Raw genomic sequence first — 25339 nt, forward strand, 5'->3', positions numbered from 1 at the left:
TATTGCCAGCCCTAAAGCTGGACAGCCGTTAATTCCCCCTGATTTAAATGCCAACAGCGATCGGCTAAACTCACTAATTCATCGGGATCGTGGGTGACAATCATCAAGGTCCAATGGGACTTAATTTTAGCTAACAATTGCACCAATTGCCGACGCATCGACCAATCTAAACCGGCGGTTGGCTCATCTAACATTAAAATACTCGGTTGACGAATTAATTGTACCGCTAAAGCTAAACGGCGCTGTTGCCCTCCACTCAAGGCATGGGGAGAGGTTTGCAACGACAGGTGATCTAAACCCACTTCCATCAGGGCTTCCTTAACCCGATCTAAATCCAACTCTGGATGACCTAAACGCAACTCTTCCAGAATCGTACTGCCGCAAAAATGGCGTTCGGGAAACTGAAACACTAATCCGGCCAATTGTTGCATATCCTCAGCAATTAATACTTGCTCGCGCCAGCGAATTTCTCCGGCTGTTGGATAAACTAAACCTGATAAAATTTCCATCAGGGTACTTTTTCCAGACCCACTAGGGCCAATAATTAATCCCAGTTCTTGGGGGCCGAGTTCTAAATTAATGGCTTTGAGAACTGGGTGGGGAATAGCTGGAGGATGATAGCTTAAGTTGTTTAGATAGAGCATGGGGAGATGGGGGGATAGGGAGATAGAGGGATAGGGGGATGGGAACTTTTAATTCAAGATATATCATCCTATCGAGTATACTATCGGACTAGAGATCGACTGACTGCTGTTGAGTTAAACTGCCATGAAAAACCAGCGTAACCTATTTAAATTTTGCTCCAGCTTGGCGATCGCCAGCTTACTGCACTTGAGTGTATTCACGCCTTCCCTACAAGCGGGCGATCCCTTCCGCGAACAAAATCCCCATGCTATTGGTGACCATACGGAAGCTGCATTTAAGGCCCTTTTTATTGGCGGAGATTATCCCCAAGCGCAACAGTATCTACAACAGGCAAAACAAAAGGAAGCTAACGATCCCATGCTTTATGCAATGATGGCTTCTCTAGCGTATATTGAACAAGACTGGGAGAAATTTGAAGAATATGCTCCCCAAACGGGTAAAGTGGCCAAGGCTTTAGTCAATGAGAACCCGTTGCGGGGCAACTTATACATAGCAGTGGGTCATTTTATGGAAGGGGGTTATGCCTTAGCTAAAGATGGGCCAGTCAGGGGCGCAACCCAAGCATTAAGGGAGTTACAAGAAGCACTAAAGTTTATTAACAAAGCGGAAAAAATCCGGTCGGACGATCCAGAATTGAATTTAATTAAGGGATATATGGACTTGATGTTAGCCGTGAATTTACCCTTTGCCGATCCACAACAGGCGATCGCCCGTTTAGAAAATCTAGCTCGTCCCCAGTATCTCACCTATCGCGGCATTGCTATGGCTTATCGCGATTTAGGCAATTACAATAAGGCTCTTGAATATGTAAATTTAGCCTTATCTGAGACCCCCAATCATCCTGAAGTTCATTACCTCAAAGCACAGATTCTCAAACAACTCGAACAATGGCAAGCCGCCCAAGGCTTTTTTAATCAGGCCTTAGCTCGGCCGCAAATTTTACCCAAATATTTAGTCGCCCAAATCTTTTTTGAATCTTGTCAAAATCAGCGTAAAATTGATCAGAAACCGCGCAATTGTGATGCTCTGCGCGACCCCATTAAAGAAGGCAATCAAACCTGGGGGCCGGAACGTTTACCCTCTTTAGATTAGCGCTACGCGCTAGTGATGGGTAATAGGTAATGGGTCAGAACGTTCTGTATTCATATTATTCATCATGAAACACAAAAGTCGGGAACCAGAAAGAGAACAGGGAAGCAAACGGTATCGTATTCAACGTCTGCGTCGTTTAAGTCAACTGCTCGATAATGCTCTACCTATTCCCGGCTTAAATTACCGCGTGGGAATCGATCCAATTATTGGCTTAATTCCTGGAGGTGGAGATATGGTGAGTGGGATCTTATCTGCTTATATTGTCCTGGAAGCCACGCGGTTTGGATTACCGAAAGAAACCCTAGGACGCATGGTAATTAATGTCCTTATTGATACCCTAACCGGAATTGTTCCCATTTTAGGTGATATTTTCGATCTCACCTGGAAAGCGAATGCCATGAATGTGGAATTGCTGGAAGAACATTTACAAGCCCCTAAATCCAGCGAAGCAGCCGATCGCGGCTTTATCATTGTCATGATTATGAGTTTAGCCCTGATTGTCGTTGGCGTTACCAGTTTCGGCCTGTTCCTGCTTTGGGGATTAACTGCTTTAATGAATTCTTTGTTTTAAGTCTAGCGATCAATCTCAATTGCCTGTCAAAGTCCTATAATACTTCTTCTGATAAAGACATGATTTTATGTTTTGCTCTTTCTAATATCAACTCTCGATTCAGCATGAGTTCATATTCATTCCCTTCCAATCCTAATACATAACACCAACATTTTTCCGTTCCCCAAATCGTGTTTTTCTTGAGGTCTATAACGCTTGCTCTAAAACGGGGATAGCGATGAATTAACTCTAATTCCAACTCTCGGTGTTTAACGGCATTATAAACCTGATTTGAAGTCGAAGCGGTTAAATTAATCCATCTATTGGCTAGAGTAAATTGATATCCCCAAGCCAGATATGACAATTTATTTCTTTGTTTTTGAGCTGTCCCCTCTGGCATGAATTCCAGTAATTCATCAGGTTTAAGATGAATTAAACTAATATCAACATCACTGATTCCGCGTACATCAGAAGGAACACCACTAGCCAACTTTAGCCCAGAAATAGGAAGCATTTCTTGAACTAAAATAAATGTCTCTTCAATAGATAACATCCGATCTCCTTTGATTTCTTATCTTGCCCACTTTCTCAATGAAATTGCTATATTTTAATCAAACTTGTCAGAAATGGGATCAGCTTCCAGGACTAGGGCGACAGGGTTGTGAAATTAAACGTTAAGGCAAGCAGCGATCGTTGCCATGACTGACTCGGACAAATTCGATAAGTGATAACCCCCTTCCAAGCCAAACAGGATTTTCGAGGTAAGTTGTAAACAAGCTCCGGTAAATGTACCATAATCATCCGGAACTAAATTCATCCCTGCTAATGGATCATCTTTTGTGGCATCATAACCGGCACTGACAATTAACAAATCCGGTTTGAACTGCTGTAAAAATGGAATTGCTTGGCTTTCAAAGGCTGGCCAATATTCCACCATTCCCGATCCAGAGGGTAAAGGAATATTTAAAACATTGTCATACTCTCCACGCTCTGTTGCTCTACCGGTTCCAGGATAAAAGGGAAACTGATGGAGAGAACAATAGGCAATTTGGGGATGGCTTTGGACGATCGCCTGAGTACCATTGCCATGATGGACATCCCAATCTAGAATAGCGACTCGCTCCACTCCCGGTTGAGCTAAAGCATAGTGAGCAGCGATCGCCGCATTAGAGAACAAACAAAACCCCATTCCCCGCTGTGCTTCCGCATGATGTCCTGGAGGACGCGCCAATACAAACGCTGGAGTCCCTGTTGCCAAAACCCTCTCTACACCATCGATCCAACCATTCACTGCCAAGAGCGCTATATCATAGCTCTGGGCAGAAACCGGGGTATCGCCATCGAGTAACCCACCTCCTCCTTCCGCAATTTCCCGTACCCGTTGAATATATTCAGCCGTATGTACTTCCTCTATCCAGGGTAAAACGGGACGCACTTCTACTGGAGTCGGTGTTTGCCAATCGAGAGATTCAGCCCATAAACTAGATTGGAGAAGATTGGCGATCGCCTGAAGACGCTCCGCTCTCTCCGGATGCCGTCCCGTATCATGGAGCAAAAATTCCTCAGCATAAATAATTGGAAATACCATATGAGCGCCCCATCTCTCATCCGCTTAATTTGCCCTCTATTTTATAGCCCTATGGTATTAAAATAAAAACCAACCCCTTTCTGGGGAATCACGGGATTTGCTCTACCCGCCATAACCTTCCCAAGCCAAAAGAACACGACCTCTGCTAATCATGCTTTCCATACCCTCCGCTCTACCACAAATCACCAACGAAATCGAACGTCATCCCGAAGCGCTTCGGATGAAGAAAATGTTAGTGTGCGCCTGGCAAGATATCTGGGAAAACGATGCCAAACGCTTACGAGCCATAGCTTTACCCGATCTACTCGAATCAGTCATTAAGAAATATCCCACCTTAGAAGATCTCAGAGAAGCGCTCGAGCGGATTGCCAATACCCTCAACAAAAGACAAGAATATCAGGCGATCGCCCACAATATCGTCCTTATTTTAAGCAAAGTCTATCCTGATACTGAGGAAGCCACCCAAGTCTATGCTGCACCCCCAACCCATATTACCCTAGCCTCTAATCAACCCCTGCCTAGTTCTATCTCTGTGGTTGACCCTCCCGTAAACACTCAAATTCGCACCGGTTATGACCCTTTCAATCTGCGGTTAGAACTGATGCGATACACCAATCCTCTCAGGGCTAAAATGGTCTTATTTTCAGCCTTACACCAAAAATCCCGTTTAGAAGAACAAGATTGGGTGAATCTAAAAGCCGAAAACCTAGATGGACTCCTTTATGGCATCTATGAACAGTGTGAAACCTTAGCAAAATTAGAAGAGTGTCTTTGTGCTACAGCCAATAATGCCGAAGATGAACCGAGTGAATGTAATCAAGCAGCCGGAGCTATTATCCAATGTATGGGGCGGTTTTATCAAGATTGGGAACCCGGAATGGAAGATGTCATATATCAGGCAAAAGCTTACCGTAATCCGAGTGAGTTAACCGGTATAATTGTTCAAAATTCCTCAGACTCTAACGCTACTGGTCAAGAACCTGAATCGACTCGTCGTATATCGAATTCCCAATAGCAAGATTGTTTTGTATTGGACAACTATCTATCAAAAGTGATGAAGAGGGAATATGAATGCTCAAGAACTGATTCAACGGTATGAAGCTGGAGAACAAAAATTTGCCGGTGCAAAGCTCAATCGAGTCAATTTGAGAGGAGCAGATTTGATTGGCATTTATTTGTATCAAGCAGATTTGCAAGGGGCCAATTTAATGTTTGCTTATCTCAATCGAGCTAACTTGAATCGGGCCAATTTAATGGGGACTCAATTGGGAGGTGCGAATTTAACCCAAGCGAGTATGACTTCAGCGAAGTTACATGATGCCGATTTACACGGGACTACCCTGCATAAGGCCGATCTGCGGATGACGGATTTGACCTTGGCAAATTTAGTCGATGCTAATTTAGTGGAAGTCGATTTACGAGGGGCAGATTTAAGTGGCGCTAATTTAACGGGGGCTTGTTTGAGGGGAGCGAATTTACGGGAAGAGCGCCGCGCCTATATGTCTTTTTTACGGGGAACTACCTTGCATCGGGCGGATTTACGAGGGGTGAATTTGTCGGGGGCCGATTTGTCTAAGGTGGATCTTAGTGAAGCGAATTTAACTGAGGCGACGTTGCGAGAGGCGGATTTAACAGGGGCGAATTTGCAAGGAGCGAATTTGCAGGGAGCCTTTTTGACAGAAGCCATGCTGAGTCAGGCCAATTTACGCTATGCCAATTTGACCGATGCGAAGATGGAACGGGTGAATTTGATTGATGCGGATTTAATGCGGGTGAATTTGCAGGGCGCTCTGTTAGCCGATGCAAAGATGAATCGAGTCAATCTGGATGAGTCGGATTTAACCATGGCGCGTTTGAATCGGGCGGATTTGAGTCGGGTAACGTTCCGCAATGCGATTTTGAAGAAAGCAGAATTTATTGATGCCTATTTGGGACGAGCGGATTTGAGTGGGGCAAGTTTAGCTGGGGCCAATTTGTTTAATGCGGAGTTGAGTAGCGCCAATTTGATGGGGGCAACCTTGCGGGGAGCAACGTTGCCAGATGGTTCAATTAAGCGTTAACTACCAGAACCGGTTGAATTGAATTGACCAGAGTTGGTGATAGATGGGAGAATCTAAAGGGCCTATTGCGGCACTGTTCCCTCTTACCCCTTGCTGTCTTTTACTAAACATGGGCAGAACCTGGATTTACAATGAAGTGTTACTCCCTGGTCAGAGGGAACCATTAGGTGTATTACAGACGTTAATTGAGTCTAGGCTCTTTTCTGAATACGGTGTGTATCAGAGTGAGCAAGAGATCCGTTTTGCGGGTAATCGGGCGATCGCCGTTTCTGTGGATCTCCAGCAAGTCACACTCCAGGGTCTGATTGGAGATCGCTATTTTCTGGTTGACGATCCGTTTAAGCAAGTAGAAAAGGCATTCGGGTCGATTCCTCTAGAACAATGGACAGCCTACGGTTACATTAGTTTTGATTTAGTTCGGTATTATTATCCTTATCATAAGGCGATCGCTGGCCCTCTACTGTATTTTTTTGTGCCTGCGACGGAAGTGATTATTCGGCCCCATCAGATTCTGTTACGTACTTTAGATTCTCCAGAACTCCTCTGTAATCTACTACGGGATTCAGGAAACTTAAGGCCTCAGCATTGGACAACACCTGAATGGGTATTTACGGATCGAGATCATTATCAAGCTCAGGTAGAGGCTTTGCAAGGAGCAATTCATCAGGGAGAGTTACATAAGGCAATTCTCTCTCGCTCTGTGAAACTTAAGGGCAATTTAGATATTTTAGGAACCTATATCCTGGGAAATCAACAGAATCAGGCCCTTCGTTCCTATGGTTTGCACCTTCCTGGCGTAAGGACGGTGGGGTTTAGTCCAGAAATTTTAATGCAATTATCCCACAATCCCTTAAAAGGACAAAACTTAATGACCAATCCCGTCGCAGGAACTCGTCCGAGGGGAGAGACTCCAGAAGCGGACGAACGGCTCAAACGCGAATTATTTGCCGATGCGAAGGAGGTGAAAGAACATGCCCTTTCGATTTGGTTAGTTCAGGATGAAATGCAGAAGATCTGTACACCAGGAACGGTGCAAGTGGTTGATTTTATGCAGGTGAAGCAATACCGATGGGTACAGCACTTATCCTCCCAAGTTCAAGGTCAATTGTGTGCCAATCAATCCCTTTGGGATGCTCTCAAGGTATTATTTCCAGGGGTTACGGTTTCAGGAATTGATAAGGAGGTGGCGATCGCCTGGATCGATCGCTTAGAGACGGAACCACGGGGCATTTATGCAGGAGCGATCGGCTGGATTAACTCTCAAGAAGAGGCGGATTTAGCCATTCCCATTCGGTCAGCCTATCAATATGGAGAATGGATTTATCTCAATGCGGGCGCAGGGATTATGGCCGAATCAGTTGCTCAAAATGAATATATTGAATCGGTGAATAAAATGAATACCATGTTAACCAATTTAGTTTTGGAATAATCAAGGCTTCAAGGTTAAAATAGATGCCAATTAGATACGATCGAACCTCCTATGACTGCTGTTATTTCCGAACATATTGAAATCACCCCTGGAATATGTGGGGGTAGACCTCGTATTCTGGGCCGTCGGATTCGAGTTCAAGATATTGTCATTTGGCATGAATATATGGGAATGTCTCCAGATGAAATTACTTCACGCTATCCAACGCTTACTTTGTCTGATATTTACGCTGCCTTGGCTTATTATCATGACCATTTCTCAGAAATTAAGCAACATATTCGTGAGGATGAAGAGTTGGTTAAGCAGATGCAAGCCGAGATTCCTTCCAAGATGCCCAATCCCCGCTTGATATAAGATATGGAAGAATCAATTAAGTTTCATTTGGATGAAAACGTAGATGGCGCGATCGCTGAGGGATTGAGACGACGTGGACTTGATGTAACCGTAACGGCTCAAGTTGGGCTTTTGGGCGCTTCTGATGAAGAGCAAGTTGCTTTTGCTTTAGTACAGTCTCGTGTCGTCTTTACTCATGATGCCGATTTTCTTCGGCTTCATCGTCGAGGTGTAGAACATGCTGGAATTGTTTATTGTCAGCAAGGAAAACGCTCAATAGGAGAAATGATCTTGTCTCTTGTACAAATCTCACAATTCCAAACTCTAGAATCTATGTATAGGCATATTGAGTTTATTTAAGGCGATCGCCCCATTCTCCCATCTCCCTATTTTTAGCCGCGTTACCCACCTTGCAGGGTCAATTAAATCTAGCGATTCGGAAGTCAAAGTACATGGCTCTGGAGCGCTTGCCTTAATGCAATTGTAGCACGTAGGGTGGGTATTTACCCACCCTACCGTGAAATCAGAACCGATAGAGTTACAAATCGTCGGTAACTGCACCTCTGCTACTCGAGGCCACTAACTTGGCATACTTGGCTAACACACCTCTGGTATAAGCCGGTTCCTTGGGTTTCCATTGAGCGCGACGTTGGGCTAACTCTTCATCGGAAACCTGGAGTTCTAAACGGCGCTCTGGTGCGTCAATAATGATAGTATCGCCTTCTTGAACTAAGGCGATCGCGCCACCGACGGCTGCTTCGGGAGCCACATGACCGACAACCATGCCATAGGTTCCACCAGAAAAGCGACCATCCGTAATTAAACCCACAGAATCGCCCAATCCTGCACCGATAATCGCTGAGGTGGGAGCTAACATTTCCCGCATTCCGGGGCCACCTTTGGGGCCTTCATAGCGCACCACAATCACATCAGAAGGCTTAATTTTACCGGCGAGGATGGCAGCTAAACAGTCTTCCTCAGATTCAAACACCCGTGCTGGCCCCGTGATTTTGGGGTTTTTTACGCCAGAAATCTTGGCCACGCCGCCCTCAGTGGCTAAATTGCCCCGCAAAACGACTAAATGACCAGTGGTATACATAGGGTTATTCCAGGGACGGATTACATCTTGGTCTTCCCTGGGGGTTGAAGGGACATCGGCAAGAATTTCGGCGATAGTTTGACCGCTGACGGTGAGGCAATCCCCATGAAGTACGCCATTGTCGAGTAGAATCTTCATCACTTGAGGAATACCACCGGCTTGATGGAGATTGACGGTAACGTACCGACCCGAGGGTTTTAAGTCGCAGATCACGGGGACTTTGGCGCGGATCGTTTCAAAGTCATCCAGAGTTAACTCTACACCGGCTGCATGGGCGATCGCCAATAAATGCAAGACCGCATTCGTCGATCCTCCCACAGCCATGACCACGGCGATCGCATTTTCAAACGCCTTCCGGGTTAAAATTTGGCGAGGTAAGATGCGCTTACGAATGGCATCCACCAACACCTTAGCCGACTCTGCTGTGCTATCAGCTTTTTCTTCATCTTCAGCCGCCATTGTCGAAGAATAGGGTAAACTCATGCCCATGGCTTCAAAGGCCGAAGACATCGTATTCGCCGTAAACATTCCCCCACACGATCCCGATCCTGGGCAAGCATTGTCCTCAATACCCTTTAATTCCGTCTCATCAATCTTACCCGCACTATGTTGCCCCACCGCCTCAAAGGCACTCACTACCGTTAGATCGCAATCCTTATACCGACCGGGCTTAATCGTTCCTCCATAGACAAACACGGCTGGAATATTCATCCGAGCGATCGCAATCATCGCCCCTGGCATATTCTTATCGCAACCCCCAATTGCCAGAACCCCATCCATACTCTGACCATTACAGGCGGTTTCGATCGCATCAGCAATCACCTCCCGAGAGACCAAGGAATACTTCATTCCCTCCGTCCCCATCGCAATCCCATCACTGACCGTAATCGTACCAAACATTTGGGGCATGGCCCCCGCGTCCTTGAGAGCGCTTTCCCCGCGCACAGCCAAATCATTCAAACCCACATTACAGGGCGTAATCGTACTATAGCCATTGGCAATACCGACAATCGGTTTCGTGAAATCCTCATCACTAAACCCCACTGCTCGCAACATCGCTCGGTTAGGCGCTCTTTGCACACCTTGGGTAACCACTTGACTTCTAAAATTATCAGCCATCCTGATCTCCTTTGCTTACAACGAAATGAGATTTACAGCACTTGGCAATCTTCTGAGGTATGCTTTAATCCTTCCCAACGCCCCTTAAGGAGGGCAGTAAAAGGCTCCCCTTTTCAAGAGGCAGATTTGGGGGGATTCAGGTATACCGCATACCCAAAGAAACTGCTGTATACTCTTCCTTCCTATTGTCTCAAAAGAGATGACCCTTTGAATATACCTTATGAGTTTAACCGGTTCTTTGGTTAGAGCCAGTATGATACTCTAAAATTTTCCATAGGCTTCTTTTAAGTTTTCTCCCTTTCTCCAGCAACTCAAGCCTAACGCTAACCCATGGATCTAGACGAACTCAAGAAATTATACACCGAAGGACAACGAGATTTTCGCCAAGTGGATCTGAGTCGCCAGCTTTTAGTTGGTATTGCTCTTAACGAAGCCAATCTACGAGAGTCACAATTAACACAAGTCAATTTGAGTAAAGCCAAACTCAAGGGGGTTAATCTCAGAGAATCGGACTTACGAGGCGCAAATTTGAGCGGGATTGATTTACAAGAGGCTAATTTGATTAGTGCCAATCTTCAAGGGGCTAATTTAATGGGAGCCAATTTGAGTGGGGCAGGGATGCGAGGGGCTGATTTACATGAAGCAGATTTAACAGGAGCCAATTTAACCCAAGCCAATCTCAGTGAGTCGATTTTGACAGAAATTCGCCTTTATGATGCCAATTTAAGTAAGGCAACCTTGACTCGATCCAAGTTGGATGAAGCAATTTTAACTAAGGCCAATTTAGAAGGGACAAATCTCACATATACCTTACTGACTAAAGCTCATTTGGAAGAAGTTAATCTCACCAATGCGATGCTCAGTGGGGCGAATTTAGAGGAAGCGAATCTAACCAAGGCAGATTTGAGTTTTGCGAATGTTAGTGGGGCCAACTTAAGGTTGGCAATTTTATATCAAGCCAATCTTCGTCAGGCAAACTTAAGTTGGGCCACGTTGCGACAAGCAGATATGCGAGTGGCGAATTTGTTTCGGACCAACTTAAATTGGGCAAATTTAGGAGAGGCAAATCTAGCTCAAGCCATGATGATTGATGCTAAACTCAATCAGGCAAATTTGCGTAATACGGATATGACCAGTGCAATTATGCCAGATGGTTCCACCCATGAGTAGCGATCGCAATTAATTCCAGTTGCCAATCAAGGTATACGCTGACCAATAGTAGGGATGGTTAAAGGTTTGGGATCTAGAAAATTGATCTTGTATATCAATCGTTAAATCTGAAGAGAGATGAAGACGACCCTCACGGATATTAATCGAACCATTAATCATATTTAATTGTGTTTGTCTTAAGGCAGTAATTTTAACGGTTGAATTCTGAAGTTGATGATAAAATTCTGCCATTAATGCCAGTGAACCTTCATCAGAAGTATACCATAAACTGCCAAGAGACGTTTTAACTCCTGCTTGTAAAGCTAATCCAGAAAACCCTAATTCTGCTTCTTCACTTCCTAGGGCTGTGCGACAAGCACTGAGGGTTAAAAGTTCAACCCTAGGATTTTGATTCCATTGAGAATCTTGAGATAATTCACGCAGTTGATCTAAGCCCACATTGCGATCCCATAATTGAATGAAAGAGTTGCTGATATCTCCGGGTCTAAATTCGGCATGAGTGGCAATATGCATCATCCGAGTATCTGGAGTTTTGCTATATTCCTGTAAATTTGCCACGGTGGCTTGTCGGTCTAAAAAGGTTTGACTTTGCCAAATTTTTTGCAGCCAAGAAAGTTCCACAGGAACTGCAGGTAAGGGGGGTAATTCCTGGTTTCGCCCTCCATCCGATACGCCAAATCCTAATAATGTAGCTGATTGAACGGAACGATAGGCTGGATCGATCAGACTAAAGCTGGGAATTAAACCAATCTGATAGTCTTCGATCAGAAAATGTTGGTCATGGTAGAGGGCAGCAATGGGAAGAGAGCGAAGTTTTTTGTCTAAACAAAAGATTAAGGTGTCTATGTTCTGAGTAGATAAGGAGTGTTCTAGTGGTTGAATCAACCCTTGGTAGAGTTGACTGGCATAGGGTTCATAGCTGGTGGTTCTGATTTTTCGTGGATTGGTAATTTCTTGGTTAAATTTATTGATAGTTGTTTCTAGAAAGGAGCGGGGAATGTCTTGTGTTTTTATTTGGGCAAATGGAGAGGATTCTGATTTTTGTTTTTTTAATAATTGGGGAGAGAAACAAGCATCATTTTTAGGAAAAATGGCGAGTATATTCAATTCGTTTTGTAGGGAAACCATATAAATAATGGCCGAGCGCTGTTGGTTTTTTTGGGCTAACTGATCGAGGATTTGTGCAATTTCACATGTGGTTGCGGTTCGGCCATAGAGTTTGAGATCGAAATATTTTGCATATTCGACGGCTTGAAATTCTTCAAACAGTTGAATGGCTTGTTCAAAGTCGGATTGAAGAAATTGGCTTTCAAAGGCTTCTCGAGCGATTTCTACGTCTTTGAATGAGGTGTTATCGTTACTCCCAGAAGAATTATCAGATTCTGAAGGAGGAAAGGATAAGAGTTCTTGAAGATTAGGGCCAGTGACATCGGATTGATTGCCGGTTTGGGAGTAGGCGGTTTGTAGGGATGAATGGGTGAGAAGGACAAGAAAAATGGAGATGAACCAGACCCAAAAATGATGAATTTTCATAGCTTCTAGGACTTTATGCCGGTAAAAGTCATTATGTTTAAGATTTAAAACGAGAAAACATAGCCAATTCCTAAGATGAAACGGCCGCCATCGCCAGCACTGCCAGTAATATCAGTTACAGCGGGGGTGATGACGAGGGGAAGTGTAGAGACAGGAGTGATGGATGCGCCAAGGGTTAGGTCTTGACCGGTCCATTCAACGATCGCATTTGCCGAAGGTACAATCCTGGCCGCAACCCCCCCAAATACGGCTATTTCATCGTGTTGTTCCATAATATTGTCTTCTGAACGAAATTGCCCTCCACCCACTCCAGCAGAGACATAGACCCGACTAAAGGGAGCAGAGACATTTTCACGCAGATCGAACCGTTTGCTCACCACTCCATAGACGCTCGAACCGCCATCTGTATCGCCCCATTGAAGAGCATTATGGACTCCAACGGCGATCGCCCAATTTTGGGGCAGTTGGCGATGGATTTTCAGGCTCACGGCTCCATCTTGGGCGGTATCTCCCACTAAATCAACAATACTCACCCCTACATCCACTCCCACTCCAGTTTGGGGATTGCCTAATCCGATCCCAATACCTAATCCCGCATCTGCCTCATCTGTATAGCGGGTACGGGATTGTACGCCTAACGCCACTCCCACTGTTCCCCACTGTTGACCATAGGCTGAGGGAATCATAACCGTCGTGGTTGGAGAGGCAGCAACTGGGGTTTGAGTCGGACGGGAGAGCGGAAGGACTGAGGGTTGGAAGGGTTCCAGGTTTGCTGGAGTGGTATCGGGACTGAGGGAACCAGATGTAGGAGGGATTTCTGGTGCTTGAGCGAGAGGAAGGGGAGCAGCGATCGCCTTTAGATACTCTTTATGATATTCTTTATTCCCCCCTGCTTGTCCATCCCCGACCCGTTGATGGGAATTCTTGGCCGGGATTGAAGGGGTTGCCGAAAGAGTACGATGTTCAACTTGAGGCGAATCTACACGACGATCGATCTCGGTCCGATCTGTAATCGTTGGGGGAAGCGAGCCAACCCACAATTGTTCATAATTGGCAATTAGTTCGGACTCAGGAGGTAATTGAATTGACCAGCGATCTGGGGGACTGGGTAACGTCAATACGGGGGAGGGTTCGGTGAGTTCAGACCGGTAATTTTCTGGAATAGGAGGAGGGATGTAATCCTCCTCAGAATTCAGGCTTACAGAGATAGGAGGAGGGAGAGAACGATGATTTTGAGAATTTTGGTAGATTACGAAACTTTCCTTAATCAGAATGCCACTCACGACACTCAACACCAAACCTCGGAGCAGAGATGATTTAACGATTACATCTGCCATAGACTTGCTACATTTACGCTAGGGTGCGATCGCAGGATACCCATTACTGTAACACTGGAGTGGGGAGTGGGGAGAATGGGGGAAGCGAGGACACGGGGATACGGGGACGCATAGATAAACCCTTACCTATTCCCCATTCCCGATTCCCCATTAAATGACTTCTAATTCATCTTCTTTCAAATGGGCTTTAAACCGCTTACCAATGTTTGGAAATTGAACAACGACAGGGAAATTCGCACTGATGCTCACTTCTTCACCTTTCCAATTGTATGTAGAGGCTAAATCAATCACCTCCCCTTCCTCACCCTTGAGATCGAACGGTTCATTGCGATGTTGGGGATGATGATAAATAACTAAAGGTGTTTTGACCCGAACGCGATCGCCAACTTTTACACTCATATACTTTTGCTCCACAATAATATAAGCTCAACTTGCTTTTCAGTTAACATTTTTGTTAATTGAGTACAATCTTTGATTCTCTCATAAAAGTGGAACTCAGTGTACGCAAGGACTCGATAGGCAACCTAGAGAAGAGGAAAACAAAATTAGTCCTCCTGTCTAGGTTGCGGAGCATTCAACCCAGGAATCTCAATTAACCCGGAATACCAGAGTCCAAACCCGGCTCCCAGGAGTAATAGTAAGAGCAATCCCCAAACGATTGCCCCAACTCGCTTGGATGGGTGTTTTTCCAGTTGAGGAGCCGCTAGTGCTGGCTCTGCTTCAGGTTCTGGAATCACCTGCTGAAAAACAAACTCTGGAGATTCGGGTAAAGATAACTCGGCATTAATCGTTCCTGTCGATAAGGATTTTGGCTCAGTTCCTGACTGGAGAACGGACGGTTCTCTCTCCTCTTGTGGAGAAACCTGACAATACATTAAGACCACCGATACATTATCGGGATTCTGGTCCGATCTTCCTAACTCTAACCAGCGATTAACGGCCTCTTCTAACGTAATCTGACCCGCAAAAATGGGGTGAATCTCTTGTTGCCAATATTGTTCTATAGTATGGCGATCGCTTAATCCATCGGAGCATAAGAGTAAAAGCCCATCTTCTTCGATAATCAACCGTTGCACATGGGGTACTAATTCATGGTTATCGGCATGTTGCACTCCCAAGGCCTGAATCAGTTGCATGGCATTATCCTGAGCGGCGGCTTGACGGTGGCAACACTCGCCTTTCGTCACTTGCCAATGGGCAAAATCATCATCCTGGGTTAATAATTGACAATAATCGGGCGTAATCCAATAGGCACGGCTATCGCCGACATGGGCTAAATAGAGTTCGTGGGCGTTGGGAAAATCTAAACCAAAGGCTGTTTTTACCGTTTGGGCAATTTGCAGAGCCATCACTAGGGTAGTGGCCATTCTTTCCCGGCCAGAGCGCCCCTTCATATCATTTTGGGTCGCAATCAGATTATTAACAATGCGAATCACAGAGGTCATATGGTCAATCCAGATGGTTGGCTCGACCACTTCCGTTTGTTCTGCCAATTCTAAGAGTAATCCTTGTACTTGTAATTTGACGCTGCGCACGGCCAACTCGCTGGCGACTTCGCCCCCTTCATGGCCATCGAGTCCGTCACAAACGATCGCTAATTCCCGAATCCGATCGAATTCTGGGGTAAGATTGCCATTTTGGGAAACCGCGATTGGATAACAGCTATCTTCATTATGCGATCGCACCGTGCCCGCGTCTGTTCCCCCAGAAGTCGTAATTTTTAAAGGTAATTCTGCCGCTAATTCTAATAACATCTGATTCAAGGAAGCCGAGATCGTCTCCCAACGTTTACCTTCCTCAATCTCCTGACATAAGGTACTCAGTCGTTCCTGGATATCGGAACTACAACCCTCTATCCAGGTTTGCCAACAGCGAGAGAGGGCGGCTACACTCGGGGGTGACGAAGTAAAGATTAATTCTCGTAGGTGAATTCGCCAGCCTTGCACCCGGATATTTTCTGCCGTTAGCAAACTCGCCCCAGCTCGAAAGGCGTTTAAGGGGTTCCAGAGTTGACTTAATTGCCATAACCAATAGACTTGACGTACTGGGGAAGTTTGGGGCCAAACTTCGGTAATGGAGGGGTAGAGGGTTCCTTCTGGAGTGATAGGGATGCGATCGAGCAATAAGATGAGGGGATGACCGGGGATTTCCACACCGCCGTAGAGTTGGGGCAGATGGAGAAGATAGGAAGAGAGATGTAAATAGGCTAATACTTTTGGATCGGAGCGATCGGGGATCAGGGGTAAGCTTTGAGGTTGAGTATCCTGCCAAATTTGGGCCCCAACCACCTGATATCGGTTAGCGACAATTTCCCCCACAGGAACTGACGATCCCTTAACTGCCCAGAGATAGCACTTGGATGTGTTCATACAAACCCTCCAACCCTAAAGATTAGGTTAATTATTCGACGCGATCGCTCTTTGCATAGATTAGGCTATTTTCAGGGATTCATCGATCCTCTTTTCTGACTCAACCCTGTGTTCATAAATCGGCATGGCTCTCAATCCTATATTTATTTGGCTGATTGCTGGCTTTATCCTCTGTATGATGGAACTGGTAACCCCCACAGCTTTTATTGAGCTGATGATGGGACTTGGAGCATTTGCGGTGGCTGGAGTTGCCTTATTGCTTCCTCAACTGGGGTTAGGGATACAAATTGGCCTCTGGATGGTGTTCTCTTTGGGGCTAGTCTTAGGATCTCGCAAACTCTTACCGAAACGGACTGCCTATAGTATTCAAGATTCCAAAGAAGCACAAACTTTAACTCAAATTTTACCCGGTCAATCGGGACGGGTGTTATATGAAGGGAATTCTTGGCGGGCGAAATGTGACGATCCCCAAGGGGCGATCGCCGCTGAGGAAATGGTTTATGTTCTCCGTCGAGAAGGGAATACGTTAATTGTGATTCCCCAAAAAATGCTCAATTCTTAAATTATCTAATTTTAATTCTCTGGAGGTCTACTCATGGGTGAACTATTTGGTATACTGGTTGCTTTGTTTGTTGGTGGTAGTGCTTTATCTTGCGTTAAAATTGTGAAGCAAAGCGAACAAATGCTCGTGGAAAGTTGGGGCAAATATAATGGTAAGAAACTCGAACCTGGATTAAATTTTTTGATGCCTGTAGTTGAGTCCATTTCCTTTAAGGAAACGATTCGTGAAAAAGTTCTCGATGTACCCGCCCAACAATGTATTACCCGTGATAATGTATCGATTAGCGTGGATGCGGTGGTCTATTGGCGGATTATGGATTTAGAAAAAGCCTATTATAAGGTGGAAAACTTGCACGCAGCGATGACCAATTTAGTCCTAACTCAAATTCGGGCTGAAATGGGTAAATTAGAGTTAGATCAAACATTTACGGCTCGTTCAGAAGTGAATGAAGTCCTGTTGCGAGAGTTGGATATTGCTACCGATCCTTGGGGAGTCAAAGTCACGCGGGTGGAATTGCGCGATATTGTTCCCTCTAAGGCAGTCCAAGATTCCATGGAGCTGCAAATGTCAGCCGAACGCAAAAAACGGGCAGCCATTTTAACGTCGGAAGGAGAAAGAGATTCTGCCGTGAACAGTGCTAAAGGTCGGGCAGAAGCTCAGGTTTTAGATGCAGAAGCGCGGCAAAAAGCAGCGATTTTAGATGCAGAAGCGCAACAAAAAGCAACCGTTTTAAGGGCGCAAGCGGAACGGCAACAAGCGGTATTAAAAGCCCAAGGAACAGCCGAAGCCATGCAAATTGTGACGAAGATGCTGAAAACCGATCCAAGGGCAAAGGATGCACTGCAATTTTTAATTGCCCAAAACTACATGGAAATGGGTATGCAAATAGGCAGTAGCGAGAGCAGTAAGGTGATGTTTATGGACCCTCGGAGTATTCCGTCTGCCCTAGAAGGAATGCGCTCAATTGTTGGTGATGCAACGACTTCGTTAGACTCAGGAGAGTTGAATACGATACCTTCTGAGTTAGACCAAGATTTACAAGCTTTGCGATCGCCCTCTTCAAAGCTCTGAAGTGGGTAACAGTTGACATTTCTCGCAGAGTCCAAAGAACTCCAGGGTATGATAAAAAATTTTGAACTCGTAGGATTGTTGTAGAGCGATTTCTAAGTCATGGACTGGACATTCAGGGAGCATAATTGACTGACCACATTTTAAACAAGTTAAATGGTGTCGATCCTGTTCAATAGAAGTATATACGGCTTCCCCATTAGCTAAGGTGCGAGATTGAATCGCACCTTTTTGTTTGAGTCCTTCTAGAGCGCGATAGATAGTGGCTAGTCCAGTCGTTTGACTGCGACTGCGCAGTTCAACATAGATATCCTGAGCAGAGAGCGATCGCTGAATGCCTTTGAGAAGTGTAATAATTTTTTGTTGACTGCGAGTATACTTAGATGTCATGACCAGTCCATGAGATAGGCTTTTCACCCCTCACTGATATAAAAAGCACGAGTAATTGTTTATGATAACGGGTTTGAGACTATTCTTCAATCGACGATCTGTATATGCTAATCTTAACCCAGATTATCAATTACGATAATTCCAGCATCAATTTATGTCTTATTCCTATCCTTTTTCTGACTAATGATAACTCGGAGAAAATAAAATGTTGAACTTACCGGACTATGAAGAAAGTTCTATAATTTACAGTGGACATCGTACCCTAGTCTATCAAGGGATTCAACAAAGCGATCGGAGTTCAGTCATTATCAAAGTTCTCCGCAATCCTAACCCTACATTTAACGAATTAGTTCGCTTTCGTAATCAATATACCATTACTCGTCATCTGGTGTCCGATTATATCGTTCAACCCCTAGCTCTAGAGCAGCTCGGTAATGGATATGCCCTGATTATGCCCGATCGCGGGGCGATCGCCCTGTGGAACTATTGGGAAAAGTGCGATCGCCATCTTAGGGAGTTCTTATCCATTGCCATTCAATTGGCACAAGCTCTACAGGATTTAATCCAACACCGCATTATTCATAAAGATATTAAGCCCGCTAATATTTTAATTCATCCAGAAACCAAAACCATTCAGCTCATCGACTTCAGTATCTCTACCCTACTCCCCAAAGAACAACAACAGCTCATTAACCCGAGTGGTTTAGAAGGAACTCTAGCCTATATTTCTCCAGAACAAACCGGACGGATGAACCGGGGAATTGATTACCGGAGTGATTTTTATTCTTTAGGTGTTACCTTTTATCAATTGTTAACGGGTAAATTGCCGTTTGAAACCCAAGATCCCATGGAATTGGTGCATTGCCATATTGCCAGAATGCCAGAGGAATTAGGGAGTGGGGAGTCCACAGTCGGCATTCGGAAAAAAATCCCTGCGGTTTTGTCGGATATTGTGTTGAAATTAATGGCAAAAAATGCCGAAGATCGGTATCAGAGTGCTTTGGGGTTAAAATACGATCTAGAGCGATGTCTAGACCAATTAGAAACAACAGGAGAAATCGCCCCATTTGAGTTAGCAGGGCGCGATATTTGCGATCGCTTTTCCATCCCCGAAAAACTCTACGGACGCGAGACAGAAGTACAAGCTCTACTCGATGCCTTTGAGCGTGTTGCCCACTCTTCCCCGACTGCCGACTTCTCACGGCAGATTCCCCATTCTGAAATGATGCTCGTTGCTGGATTTTCGGGGATAGGAAAAACTGCCGTCGTCAATGAAGTTCATAAACCCATTGTTCGCCAGCGAGGGTATTTTATTAAAGGGAAATTTGACCAATTTAATCGTAATATTCCCTTAAGTGCGATTTCTCAAGCCTTTAGAGAGCTGATTGAACAATTACTCAGTGAAAGCGATCGAAGTTTAAAAACTTGGCAAGCCAATATTCTAGAAGCTTTGGGAGAAAATGGACAAGCTTTACTGGAAGTTATACCCGAACTAGAAAAGATCATTGGCCCTCAACCTCCCATTCCAGAACTTACGGGAACTGCTGCCCAAAATCGCTTTAATCGCTTGTTTCAGAAATTTGTTGGTATCCTAGCAACACCAGCCCATCCCCTAGTGATTTTTTTAGATGATTTACAATGGGCAGATAATACATCTTTACAAATTATTCAACTGCTTCTGGGGTCTCAAGATAATGGTCATCTCTTATTAATTGGAGCTTATCGAGACAACGAAGTATCTCCAGCTCATCCGTTGATGCAAACGGTGAAACAGATGAATAAACTGGGGCGATCTCTCCAGACAATTACTCTAGCGCCTTTAAGCCTTGAAGATATTAATCGCTTAATTGCTAATACTCTCAAATGTTCTTTGGAATTAGCCCAACCGTTAACTCATTTAGTCTACCAGAAAACTGAGGGGAATCCATTTTTTACCAATCAGTTTCTCAAGTATTTACATAGTGAAGATTTTATTCACTTTGAAGCTAATTTAGGGTACTGGGAGTGCGATTTAGCTGGAGTGCGATCGCTAACCATCAGTGATGATGTCGCCGAATTTATGGCACTCCAGCTAGAGAAATTACCCAATTTAACCCAAGAAGTCCTACAAGTGGCTGCCTGTATTGGTAACCAATTTAATTTAGAAACCCTAGCTGTAGTCTGCGAGCGATCGCCATTAGAGATGACCAACGAGTTATGGATTTCTCTCCAAGAAGGCTTAATTGTACCCACCACACAAGTGTGTAAATTCTTTCAAGCCGATATCACCCAAGACTTACCCCTCTATGAAAGCAGCTCTCTGACCTATCGTTTTCTCCACGATCGCGTTCAACAAGCCGCTTACTCCCTGATTCCGGAAGCCGAAAAACCCGCCACTCACTTAAAAATTGGCCAACTCCTGTTACAGGGAACATCCTCAGAAGACCAGGAAGAGCAACGTTTTAGCATTGTGAATCAGTTGAATAAGGGGCGAGAATTGCTCGTTGAGAAAGGCGATCGCCTCCAACTAGCCCAGTTAAACTTACAAGCCGGACGAAAAGCCAAAGCCGCCACCGCCTACACCACAGCCCTAGACTACTTAAAAACTGGGATTCAACTATTACCCGATCTGCCCTGGAAAACTCAGTATAATCTCACCTTAGCATTATTGATTGGTGCAGCGGAAGCCGCTTATCTTCAAGCGGAGTTTGCCGAAATGGAGCAATTGGGACAAGAAGTGTTAGAGAATGCCGCATCTTTTTTAGACCAGGTTCCCATCTTCAAAATCAAAATCCTAGCATTCATGGCTCAGAACCAACCCCTGCGATCGGTTCAAACCGCCTTAGAAACCTTAGCCCATTTAGGCGTAACTATTCCCGAATCTCCCACCCCAGAACACCTTCAACACGTATTAGCTGAAACTCAATCTTTATGTGAACGTAAGTCTTTTGAAAAACTGGTCAATTTACCGGTCATGACCGATCCATATAAACAGGAAGCAGTAGAAATTTTAGGCTTAGTTATTCCACCCACATCCATTGCTCAACCCTCTCTATTTCCCCTGATTATCTGTCAACAGTTATTGCTTTCTATTCAATATGGAAATAGTGCATTTTCCCCATTTGCGTATGGAACTTATGGATTCATGCTCTGTGGGCAACAGAACATTGAGTTAGGTTATCTTTTTGGTCAACTCTCCTTAGAAATCCAAGAAAAACAAGCCGATAAAAAAATGGAATCTAAAGTATTGATGAACTTCCATGGATTTATTGGTTTTTGGAAAAACCACCTCCGAGAAGGTCAACCCGGATTATTGAAAGGCTATCAGAGTGGCTTAGAAAATGGTGATACTGAGTTTGCAGGCTATTCAACGATTGCTTACACGGTCTATGCCTTTTTTGTCGGCGATCATTTACCCGATCTGGCACAAGAACTCATTATTTATCTCGAATTTTGTCGTCAAATCAAGTTAGAGCCGATTGTCGCCAAACACAGGATAGTCTATCAAGCTATTCTTAACCTCGTTCACGGCTCAGAAACGCCAGAGTCGTTACAGGGTGAGGTCTATGACATCGACAGCATGATGCCCATTCATGAACAAACAGCCGATACTGGTGCGATCGCCTATGCTTATATTTATCAACTCTGGCTCAGTTATCACTTTGAACACTTTCCAAAAGCAGTTGAATGTGCAGTTTTCGTTCAGGGATATATGGATGCTCTTCCCCCTATGTATACTTTAAGCATCCTGTATTTCTACAAAGCTCTAGCACAGTTAGCTATTTATCCAGATCTCACACCTTCAGAGCAAGCAGAAATACTACAAAAAGTTAACAGCGAGGAGGAAAAATTACGTTATTGGGCACATCACGCCCCGATGAATTTTCAACATAAATTAGATTTAGTCAGAGCCGAAAAACATCGGATTTTAGGACAGTCAACACAAGCTCTTGAGTCCTATCATCAGTCCATCACTGGAGCCAAAGAAAACAGTTATATTCAAGAAGAAGCTTTAGCCAATGAACTGATCGCTAAATTCTACCTTAACCAAGGAAATGAGTCTCTAGCTGCTTCCCATATGCAACACGCTTATTACGGTTATGCTCGCTGGGGAGCTAAGGCGAAAACTGACCATCTTATGGCTTGCTATCCCCAACTTCTCCAACCCATTCTTGCCAACCCAGGCATCCAACTGAGTACCCAAGAAACTATCGCTGCTCCTTTTCCTACAGTTACCTCCAGCAGCAAAACAAGAACCAGTACTAATACAAGTACAACTTCCAGCGCTCTCAATGTAGCCAGCATTCTTAAAGCCTGTCAAGCCATATCGAGCGAATTACAACAAAAGCAACTCATCGCCAAACTCGCTCGAGTGCTGATGGAAAATGCTGGAGCAACCAAATGTGCCCTAATTTTACCCACAGAAACTCACTGGTGTGTAGAAGCTTTAGCCACTTTAACGGGAGAACAAACCACAGAATCTTTCCCCAAACATCCCTTAGATAATAGTCCCGATGTCCCAGCTTCTCTCATTCGCTACGTTCGTAATACCTTAGAACCTTTGGCAATAGAAGATATCAGCCAAGAACAACGATGGAGTCGGGAACCTTACTTACAACATCAACAACCAAAAAGTATCTTCTGTTTACCCATTCTCAAACTTGAAAATCTCTTGGGTATTCTTTACCTTGAAAACGACCAAACCATCGGAGCGTTTACCGAAAATCTGCAAGAAGTGTTGCAATTGCTCACGGCGCAAGTCTCCATTGCCATTGAAAATGCAACGCTCTATCGTCAACTGGAAAAGTATTCCCACACCCTAGAGCAAAAAGTCCAAGAACGCACCCAGGAATTGGCCTTAGCCAAAGAAGAGGCAGAAAAAGCTAAAGAACAAGCAGAGTCAGCTAACCAAGCCAAAAGCGAATTTCTTGCCAACATGAGTCATGAATTACGCACGCCTCTCAATGGTATCCTGGGCTATACCCAAATTATGAAACGAGCCAAAAACCTGAATGACCAACGATATGGTGTAGATATTATTGAACAATCGGGTACTCACCTGCTCAATTTAATTAACGATGTCCTTGACATCTCCAAAATTGAAGCTCGTAAATTGGATTTGAATCCCCAAGAACTCCATTTATCTTCATTCTTGTTAGCCATTGCTGAAATGTCTCGGATTCGCGCAGAAGCGAAAGGGATACTCTTTGATTATCAGGTGGATGCCAATTTACCCATGGCTGTTATTGTTGATGAAAAACGGTTACGTCAAGTTTTACTGAATTTGTTAGGCAATTCGATTAAATTTACAGACCAAGGGAGTGTCGTTTTTTCTGTTACCCGTCATCCATCAGCAGAAGAGCACTCATCAATGTTCCACTTTTCTATCCAAGATACGGGCGTAGGCATTGCTTCAGAAGAGTTACCCCAAATTTTCATTGCCTTTGAGCAAGTGGGTTCTCAATTGCGACGAGCAGAAGGAACGGGTTTGGGACTAGCTATTTCCCAGAGAATTGTAAATTTAATGGGCAGTGAGATTCAAGTAAAAAGCGAGCTGGGAAAAGGCAGTACCTTTTTCTTTGATGTAGAATTGCCTATAGCTACTAAATGGGTTAATTCATCAACTCTGAATCATCACGGTCAAATTATCGGCTATCAAGGACGAGCGCAAAAGCTATTAGTTGTAGATGATAAACCGGTCAATCGGCGGATATTGTTAGATCTCTTAGTTCCCCTTGGATTTGACTGTCAAGAAGCAGAAAATGGTGAAGTGGGAGTTAATAAAGCCAGAGTGTTTCAACCGGATTTAATTATTACTGATCTAGTGATGCCTGTCTTAGACGGATTGGAAATGACTAGACAGTTACGCACTTTAGAAGAGTTTCAAAAAACCGTTATTATTGTTTCTTCTGCAAGTATTATAGGTAACAATGAAGTGAGAAGTGTGGAGGTCGGATGTAATTGTTTTCTTCCTAAACCGATTGATATCGAAGCGTTGCTAGATTATTTACAAAAGTCTCTTAATTTGGAGTGGGTATATGAAAAGACAACTGTTCCCACCAGCACACAGACCGATACAGAGGAAGCTGTCCCTCCTGTTCAGGAGTTAGAGTGGTTACTCAAAGCAGCACGCATTGGCGATATTGTAGGAATTGAAGAGGAAGCGAAACGACTGATAGATATGGATTCTCGCTATTATAAGTTTGCTCATCAGGTTTTGCGACTCGCCGCAGACTTCAATGATCGGGCGATCGTTGAATTCATTCAACAATTTTGATACAGTGCTTCGCGCAGTCATAGGTAATAGGAAAACCGTTTTTCACCTCAATTATATACATTGTTCATTCTTTTTGCAAAAGCAGTATAGCATTCCTTTTCGTTTCATGTGCAGACCTCCAATAATTAAGCAACGTTTTAATTATAGCCGAGGCAACCCACGACCATTACAAAACGCTAAAATTAATAGGTACATTGTCAGACTGATCAGGAATTTACCTGACTGTCTTTTATGTCCATATTTTGTTTGTGAGGTACTTTATGAACTCTTATAAGGATCGAGACAACTATTTTGTCAATTTTGAAAATAATCCAACACACGAAAATTTTAAACACTTGATTCAACAAAATACTGGAGAGAAAAGTTACATTGACTTCAAGTGTGAATGGCTTGACTTTGCTACTGTAGCTAGGCATATTTTAGCTTTTGCTAACTCTGGTGGAGGATGTTTGGTGATAGGAGTAGAGGATACTCAACGTAGTCCAATAGGTTTATATAAATCGAAGGATGAAACAGAAATTCGGCAAGGCATTCAAAAATATTTGCCCAATAAATTTATAGGAAATTGGGCAAATTTGATCGAATTACATGACTTTAATTATAACGAAGGAGAAGATTCTGACTTTAATGGAAAGAAAGTTCAGGTACTTATAGTTAGAGATGATATCAAGTCCGATGAATAAGTTACGATATAAATGAAGAGTGTCCAAGCAAAGCAATGCCCCGACGAATTAAGATA

The 25339-nt window shown here is 44.2% G+C and carries 21 protein-coding genes; 12 read left to right on the plus strand and 9 right to left on the minus strand.

All coding sequences use genetic code 11. The features are described 5' to 3' along the window. Nucleotides 1-11 precede the first annotated feature (11 nt). A complete protein-coding gene (locus J7529_RS18465) occupies nucleotides 12-644 on the minus strand; it encodes an ABC transporter ATP-binding protein (RefSeq protein ID WP_318730193.1) in 633 nt (210 codons plus the stop codon). Between the two features lie 124 nt (nucleotides 645-768). On the opposite strand from J7529_RS18465, the gene J7529_RS18470 reads away from it, so the two are divergent. Next, a complete protein-coding gene (locus tag J7529_RS18470) occupies nucleotides 769-1737 on the plus strand; it encodes a Sll0314/Alr1548 family TPR repeat-containing protein (RefSeq protein WP_271936662.1) in 969 nt (322 codons plus the stop codon). Between the two features lie 64 nt (nucleotides 1738-1801). Beyond that, nucleotides 1802-2308, plus strand: a complete 507-nt coding sequence (locus J7529_RS18475; RefSeq protein WP_318730194.1) for a DUF4112 domain-containing protein — start codon at nucleotides 1802-1804, stop codon at nucleotides 2306-2308. A gap of 34 nt (nucleotides 2309-2342) precedes the next feature. Here the strand turns inward: J7529_RS18475 and J7529_RS18480 are convergent, their stop codons facing one another. Both J7529_RS18480 and J7529_RS18485 read right to left on the minus strand, forming a co-directional pair. Beyond that, nucleotides 2343-2840, minus strand: a complete 498-nt coding sequence (locus J7529_RS18480) for a hypothetical protein (protein ID WP_318730195.1) — start codon at nucleotides 2838-2840, stop codon at nucleotides 2343-2345. 114 nt (nucleotides 2841-2954) lie between these two features. Then, a complete protein-coding gene (locus J7529_RS18485) occupies nucleotides 2955-3875 on the minus strand; it encodes a histone deacetylase (protein ID WP_318730196.1) in 921 nt (306 codons plus the stop codon). A 151-nt stretch (nucleotides 3876-4026) separates the two neighbouring features. Between J7529_RS18485 and J7529_RS18490 the strand changes: the two genes are divergently transcribed. From J7529_RS18490 to J7529_RS18510, 5 genes are all read left to right on the plus strand, one after another. Continuing rightward, nucleotides 4027-4890: a hypothetical protein gene (locus J7529_RS18490; RefSeq protein ID WP_318730197.1), complete on the plus strand. Its 864-nt coding sequence runs from the start codon at nucleotides 4027-4029 to the stop codon at nucleotides 4888-4890. A 52-nt stretch (nucleotides 4891-4942) separates the two neighbouring features. After that, nucleotides 4943-5935, plus strand: a complete 993-nt coding sequence (locus tag J7529_RS18495; protein ID WP_318730198.1) for a pentapeptide repeat-containing protein — start codon at nucleotides 4943-4945, stop codon at nucleotides 5933-5935. Between the two features lie 109 nt (nucleotides 5936-6044). Beyond that, nucleotides 6045-7364 (plus strand): anthranilate synthase component I family protein, encoded by a 1320-nt coding sequence (locus J7529_RS18500; RefSeq protein WP_318730199.1) that lies wholly within the window; start codon nucleotides 6045-6047, stop codon nucleotides 7362-7364. A gap of 51 nt (nucleotides 7365-7415) precedes the next feature. Further along, nucleotides 7416-7718, plus strand: a complete 303-nt coding sequence (locus J7529_RS18505; RefSeq protein ID WP_271936672.1) for a DUF433 domain-containing protein — start codon at nucleotides 7416-7418, stop codon at nucleotides 7716-7718. 3 nt (nucleotides 7719-7721) lie between these two features. Continuing rightward, a complete protein-coding gene (locus J7529_RS18510) occupies nucleotides 7722-8057 on the plus strand; it encodes a DUF5615 family PIN-like protein (protein WP_271936673.1) in 336 nt (111 codons plus the stop codon). A gap of 178 nt (nucleotides 8058-8235) precedes the next feature. Here the strand turns inward: J7529_RS18510 and ilvD are convergent, their stop codons facing one another. After that, nucleotides 8236-9915, minus strand: coding sequence for a dihydroxy-acid dehydratase (gene ilvD / locus J7529_RS18515; RefSeq protein WP_318730200.1), 1680 nt, complete (start codon nucleotides 9913-9915; stop codon nucleotides 8236-8238). 330 nt (nucleotides 9916-10245) lie between these two features. Here ilvD and J7529_RS18520 point away from each other — a divergent pair, with 330 nt between their 5' ends. After that, nucleotides 10246-11085 (plus strand): pentapeptide repeat-containing protein, encoded by an 840-nt coding sequence (locus J7529_RS18520; RefSeq protein WP_318730201.1) that lies wholly within the window; start codon nucleotides 10246-10248, stop codon nucleotides 11083-11085. 9 nt (nucleotides 11086-11094) lie between these two features. Here J7529_RS18520 and J7529_RS18525 read toward each other — a convergent pair whose 3' ends face one another. The 4 genes from J7529_RS18525 to J7529_RS18540 all read right to left on the minus strand — a co-directional run bounded on the left by J7529_RS18525 (nucleotide 11095) and on the right by J7529_RS18540 (nucleotide 16324). Continuing rightward, nucleotides 11095-12618, minus strand: a complete 1524-nt coding sequence (locus J7529_RS18525) for a CHAT domain-containing protein (RefSeq protein WP_318730202.1) — start codon at nucleotides 12616-12618, stop codon at nucleotides 11095-11097. 44 nt (nucleotides 12619-12662) lie between these two features. Continuing rightward, on the minus strand, nucleotides 12663-13955 hold the full coding sequence (locus J7529_RS18530) for a hypothetical protein (protein ID WP_318730203.1): 1293 nt from the start codon (nucleotides 13953-13955) through the stop codon (nucleotides 12663-12665). 150 nt (nucleotides 13956-14105) lie between these two features. Continuing rightward, nucleotides 14106-14354: a ferredoxin-thioredoxin reductase variable chain gene (locus tag J7529_RS18535; protein WP_318730204.1), complete on the minus strand. Its 249-nt coding sequence runs from the start codon at nucleotides 14352-14354 to the stop codon at nucleotides 14106-14108. A 146-nt stretch (nucleotides 14355-14500) separates the two neighbouring features. Next, nucleotides 14501-16324, minus strand: coding sequence for a PP2C family protein-serine/threonine phosphatase (locus J7529_RS18540; RefSeq protein ID WP_318730205.1), 1824 nt, complete (start codon nucleotides 16322-16324; stop codon nucleotides 14501-14503). Nucleotides 16325-16448: 124 nt separating this feature from the next. On the opposite strand from J7529_RS18540, the gene J7529_RS18545 reads away from it, so the two are divergent. Both J7529_RS18545 and J7529_RS18550 read left to right on the plus strand, forming a co-directional pair. Then, complete coding sequence (locus tag J7529_RS18545) at nucleotides 16449-16886, plus strand: NfeD family protein (protein WP_271936685.1); 438 nt, start codon at nucleotides 16449-16451, stop codon at nucleotides 16884-16886. A gap of 33 nt (nucleotides 16887-16919) precedes the next feature. Continuing rightward, nucleotides 16920-17957, plus strand: coding sequence for an SPFH domain-containing protein (locus J7529_RS18550; RefSeq protein ID WP_318730206.1), 1038 nt, complete (start codon nucleotides 16920-16922; stop codon nucleotides 17955-17957). On the opposite strand, the gene J7529_RS18555 is transcribed toward J7529_RS18550, so the two are convergent. After that, entirely contained in the window at nucleotides 17946-18344 is a 399-nt protein-coding gene (locus J7529_RS18555) for a Fur family transcriptional regulator (RefSeq protein WP_271936688.1), read from the minus strand. The two genes, J7529_RS18550 and J7529_RS18555, sit on opposite strands and share 12 nt — an antisense overlap. 205 nt (nucleotides 18345-18549) lie before the next feature. Between J7529_RS18555 and J7529_RS18560 the strand changes: the two genes are divergently transcribed. Next, the gene (locus J7529_RS18560) at nucleotides 18550-24600 is read left to right on the plus strand and encodes an AAA family ATPase (RefSeq protein WP_318730207.1); all 6051 of its coding nucleotides are present in this window, start codon (nucleotides 18550-18552) and stop codon (nucleotides 24598-24600) included. Nucleotides 24601-24860: 260 nt separating this feature from the next. Then, nucleotides 24861-25283, plus strand: a complete 423-nt coding sequence (locus J7529_RS18565; protein ID WP_318730208.1) for an ATP-binding protein — start codon at nucleotides 24861-24863, stop codon at nucleotides 25281-25283. Nucleotides 25284-25339 lie beyond the last annotated feature (56 nt).

This window comes from Roseofilum sp. Guam (assembly GCF_017746735.1).
In the GTDB taxonomy this organism is placed as follows: domain Bacteria; phylum Cyanobacteriota; class Cyanobacteriia; order Cyanobacteriales; family Desertifilaceae; genus Roseofilum; species Roseofilum reptotaenium.

Excerpts from the sequence above, each read along its gene's own strand:
- J7529_RS18560 (WP_318730207.1), top strand. The coding sequence starts at position 18,550 with ATGTTGAACTTACCGGACTATGAAGAAAGTTCTATAATTTACAGTGGA.
- J7529_RS18535 (WP_318730204.1), bottom strand. The coding sequence starts at position 14,354 with ATGAGTGTAAAAGTTGGCGATCGCGTTCGGGTCAAAACACCTTTAGTT.
- J7529_RS18545 (WP_271936685.1), top strand. The coding sequence starts at position 16,449 with ATGGCTCTCAATCCTATATTTATTTGGCTGATTGCTGGCTTTATCCTC.
- J7529_RS18475 (WP_318730194.1), top strand. The coding sequence starts at position 1,802 with ATGAAACACAAAAGTCGGGAACCAGAAAGAGAACAGGGAAGCAAACGG.
- J7529_RS18490 (WP_318730197.1), top strand. The coding sequence starts at position 4,027 with ATGCTTTCCATACCCTCCGCTCTACCACAAATCACCAACGAAATCGAA.
- J7529_RS18480 (WP_318730195.1), bottom strand. The coding sequence starts at position 2,840 with ATGTTATCTATTGAAGAGACATTTATTTTAGTTCAAGAAATGCTTCCT.
- J7529_RS18465 (WP_318730193.1), bottom strand. The coding sequence starts at position 644 with ATGCTCTATCTAAACAACTTAAGCTATCATCCTCCAGCTATTCCCCAC.
- J7529_RS18530 (WP_318730203.1), bottom strand. The coding sequence starts at position 13,955 with ATGGCAGATGTAATCGTTAAATCATCTCTGCTCCGAGGTTTGGTGTTG.
- J7529_RS18550 (WP_318730206.1), top strand. The coding sequence starts at position 16,920 with ATGGGTGAACTATTTGGTATACTGGTTGCTTTGTTTGTTGGTGGTAGT.
- J7529_RS18500 (WP_318730199.1), top strand. The coding sequence starts at position 6,045 with ATGGGCAGAACCTGGATTTACAATGAAGTGTTACTCCCTGGTCAGAGG.
- ilvD (WP_318730200.1), bottom strand. The coding sequence starts at position 9,915 with ATGGCTGATAATTTTAGAAGTCAAGTGGTTACCCAAGGTGTGCAAAGA.
- J7529_RS18520 (WP_318730201.1), top strand. The coding sequence starts at position 10,246 with ATGGATCTAGACGAACTCAAGAAATTATACACCGAAGGACAACGAGAT.
- J7529_RS18485 (WP_318730196.1), bottom strand. The coding sequence starts at position 3,875 with ATGGTATTTCCAATTATTTATGCTGAGGAATTTTTGCTCCATGATACG.
- J7529_RS18540 (WP_318730205.1), bottom strand. The coding sequence starts at position 16,324 with ATGAACACATCCAAGTGCTATCTCTGGGCAGTTAAGGGATCGTCAGTT.
- J7529_RS18470 (WP_271936662.1), top strand. The coding sequence starts at position 769 with ATGAAAAACCAGCGTAACCTATTTAAATTTTGCTCCAGCTTGGCGATC.
- J7529_RS18555 (WP_271936688.1), bottom strand. The coding sequence starts at position 18,344 with ATGACATCTAAGTATACTCGCAGTCAACAAAAAATTATTACACTTCTC.
- J7529_RS18565 (WP_318730208.1), top strand. The coding sequence starts at position 24,861 with ATGAACTCTTATAAGGATCGAGACAACTATTTTGTCAATTTTGAAAAT.
- J7529_RS18525 (WP_318730202.1), bottom strand. The coding sequence starts at position 12,618 with ATGAAAATTCATCATTTTTGGGTCTGGTTCATCTCCATTTTTCTTGTC.
- J7529_RS18505 (WP_271936672.1), top strand. The coding sequence starts at position 7,416 with ATGACTGCTGTTATTTCCGAACATATTGAAATCACCCCTGGAATATGT.
- J7529_RS18510 (WP_271936673.1), top strand. The coding sequence starts at position 7,722 with ATGGAAGAATCAATTAAGTTTCATTTGGATGAAAACGTAGATGGCGCG.
- J7529_RS18495 (WP_318730198.1), top strand. The coding sequence starts at position 4,943 with ATGAATGCTCAAGAACTGATTCAACGGTATGAAGCTGGAGAACAAAAA.